Origin of the sequence: Amycolatopsis kentuckyensis (genome assembly GCF_002155975.1) — a bacterium.
Classification (GTDB): Bacteria; Actinomycetota; Actinomycetes; order Mycobacteriales; family Pseudonocardiaceae; genus Amycolatopsis; species Amycolatopsis kentuckyensis.
On sequence record NZ_MUMI01000689.1, the window covers coordinates 1 to 2,786 of the forward strand.

At 67.5% G+C, this 2,786-nt stretch carries 2 protein-coding genes; one reads left to right on the forward strand and one right to left on the reverse strand.

What is annotated here, in order from left to right; translation table 11 throughout:
* A partial coding sequence (locus CCN39_RS45700) for a DUF2690 domain-containing protein (RefSeq protein WP_143264422.1) occupies window positions 1-268 on the reverse strand: 268 nt, incomplete at its 3' end.
* 125 nt (window positions 269-393) lie between these two features.
* On the opposite strand from CCN39_RS45700, the gene CCN39_RS45705 reads away from it, so the two are divergent.
* Window positions 394-2,688: an ATP-binding protein gene (locus tag CCN39_RS45705; protein WP_158104615.1), complete on the forward strand. Its 2,295-nt coding sequence runs from the start codon at window positions 394-396 to the stop codon at window positions 2,686-2,688.
* Window positions 2,689-2,786 lie beyond the last annotated feature (98 nt).

Here is a 2,786-nt window from a genome sequence, read left to right on the forward strand (position 1 = left end):
GGTTCGCGCCGCCGGCGGCGACGGTGACCCGCGACCAATTGGTCTGGCACGTGGGTGACCAGCGGAGTTCCACGGTGCCGACGCCGCCGATGGCGGCACTCGCGACAGTGGTGGATCCGGCGCTGCAGCCGGTCGCCACCGGGTCGAGGTGGTCACAGCCGTACCCGGAGCAGGTGACCTCGACATGTGCGGGTGCCGCCTGTGCCACGGTCGCAGGTACCAGCGACAGGGCGAATGCGGCGAGGATGGCGAGAGAGCGTCGAGACATCGGGAGGCCTTCCGTCGGGAGTTTCGGGTCTCCTCACCATCCGGGGTTGCTCATCCGGCCCCGTCCGGTGGCGCCGATCGGAAATCGGAGGGAATGACCGAGCTCGGCAGGACGGAGGTTGGACGATGAAGGATCCGATCCCGGGCTTGCGGGCGCAACTGAGAAGTCTGAGGGCTGCGGCCGGGGAGCCGGCGTTGGAGGTCCTGCACAGGCACGCTGCACTACTGGGGCGTCATCTGCCGACTTCGACCGCCCACGACCTGGTTTCCGGAAGCCGCCTGCCGCGGTGGCCGACGGTCGAATCGTTCGTGCGGGCCTGCCTGTATCACGCGAAGGTGCAGCGCCAGGAGCTCCCGCAGGAGTTCCTGGCGCTGACGCACTGGCGCTCGGCCTATGAAGACGCGGCAGGTCGGTACGGCAGCGACGTGCGTCGGTTGCCCTGCCAACTGCCACTCGCATCCAGACTGTTCACCAATCGGGGTGGGGAACTCGGTCAGATCGATACCGCTGTCTCTTCGATCTTCCTGATCACCGGATTGGCAGGTACGGGTAAAACCAGTCTTGCCCTGCGGTGGGCTCATCAGAACGTCGACGACTTCCCCGATGGCCAGCTGTACGTTGACATGCGCGGATTCGGCCCGACGGGCGCCCCACTGTCCGCCGGCGACGCCGCGAGGTGCCTGCTCGGCGCCCTCGACGTCGACCCGCGCTCGCTGCAGACGGATCAGCAGTCGCTGTTCAACCTGCTCCGCAGCAGCGTGGCCGGTAAACGTCTGCTGATCCTCCTCGACAACGTGCGTGATTCGGCCACGGTCGAGCCCCTGCTGCCCGGAGACCGCTCGTGTGTCGTGCTGGTCACCAGCCGCAACCGGCTCAGCAGCCTGATCGCCAACCACGAGACGGTGCCGATCGCACTCGACGCGCTCGACGCGGAACAGTCGCGGGTGCTGCTGGGGCGGCATATCGGGATCACGCGAGTGAGGACCGAGGCTGCGGCGGTGGAGCAGCTGCTCGAGCACTGTGCAGGACTTCCGCTGGCGCTGGTCATCATCGCCGCCCGCGTCGCGGCCCATCCGAGCTTCCCGCTCGCCACGATGAGCAGCGAACTGGTGGCGGCGTCTTCGCGCCTGAACACGCTCGACGCCGGCGAGCTGGCCGTCAACCTGCGGGCGGTGTTCTCGTGGTCCTACGACGACCAAAGCGCCGAGGCGGCCACGTTGCTGACACTGCTGAGCCTGACCCCCGGCGTGGATATCGGCCTTCCGGCAGCGGCCGCGCTCATGGGCTCTCCCGTCGAGCGAGTCCAGGTGCTGCTCGACGAGCTGGACCGCAGCCATCTCGTTCACCAGCACCTACCAGGGCGATACCGGATGCACGACCTGGTCCGGGCCTACGCTCAGGAGTTCGGCGACCGGATGGACACCGCTGCCGCGCTGTACCGCCTGGTTTGCTTCTACCTGCACACCGCCGATCGCGCCGACGACCTGCTGGATCCGCAGATGCAGCAGATCACCTTGTCCGGGCCGGGCGACACCCTGGCGATCGAAGACAGGAATCAGGCACTCACCTGGTTCACCACCGAACATCGGAACCTTCTGACCGCACAACGCCTGGCCCGAACTCGTGGCTGGCACGACCTCACTTGGCAGCTGGCTTGGACGTTCGACAGTTTCCACTATCGCCAGGGCCACCTGCTGAGCAACGTCTCGTGCTGGGGGCTGGCGCTCGAGTCCGCCGGCTGCCTCGCGGAGCCCGCCGCGATCGCAGTCGCCGAACGATACTTCGGCCGTGCACTGGCCCGGGCGGGGTACACGGCTGAGGCGATCGAGCACCTGCGCCGGGCACTCGCCTACACGGAGCGGACCGAAGACCGCTACGGGCAGGCTCATGTCCACTATTCGATGGGATGGGTGTTCGAACTCGGCGGTGATGACGAACGCGCGTTGTTTCACTCGACCCGCGCCTTGCGACTCTTCCGCGAGCTGGGAGACCCCACGTGGGAAGCCAGGTTGCTGGCCAAGGTGGGTTGGCACCACGCCCGTCTTGGTCATCACGATCAGGCGGTGGTGGCGTCTACGTCTGCGCTGACCGCACACCGCAGCCTGGGGGACGAGTACGGGCAGATAGATGTCCTGAACACTCTCGGGTACGTCTCGCAGAGCTTGGGGCGGCACACCGAGGCGTGTGAGTACTTTCGGCAAGCTGTCGGCTTGTGCCGGAAAACGGGCCACAGCTACGCCGAGGCGACGAACCTGATCCATCTCGGTGAGGCCTATGCCGCGCTCGAGCAGCCCGGCCGCGCGCGCCGGACATGGCGGGCGGCGGCCGATTTGCTGCGTGCACAGGCTCGCACGGCCGAATGTGCACAGGTGGACGCACGATTGGCGCAAATGCCGCCGCAATCCGGTGCCGATCGCTGACCGAGCACGCCGGGTAGCTCACCCGAGGTGGGCGGCCGTTCCGAGACCGGTGAACATGCCGCCGAAGGTGGGGCCGGGTCGGGCAACGGGGGTTCGCC

Bases quoted from the DNA above. Each gene is read 5' to 3' on its own strand.
- CCN39_RS45705 (WP_158104615.1), top strand. From the start codon at position 394: ATGAAGGATCCGATCCCGGGCTTGCGGGCGCAACTGAGAAGTCTGAGG.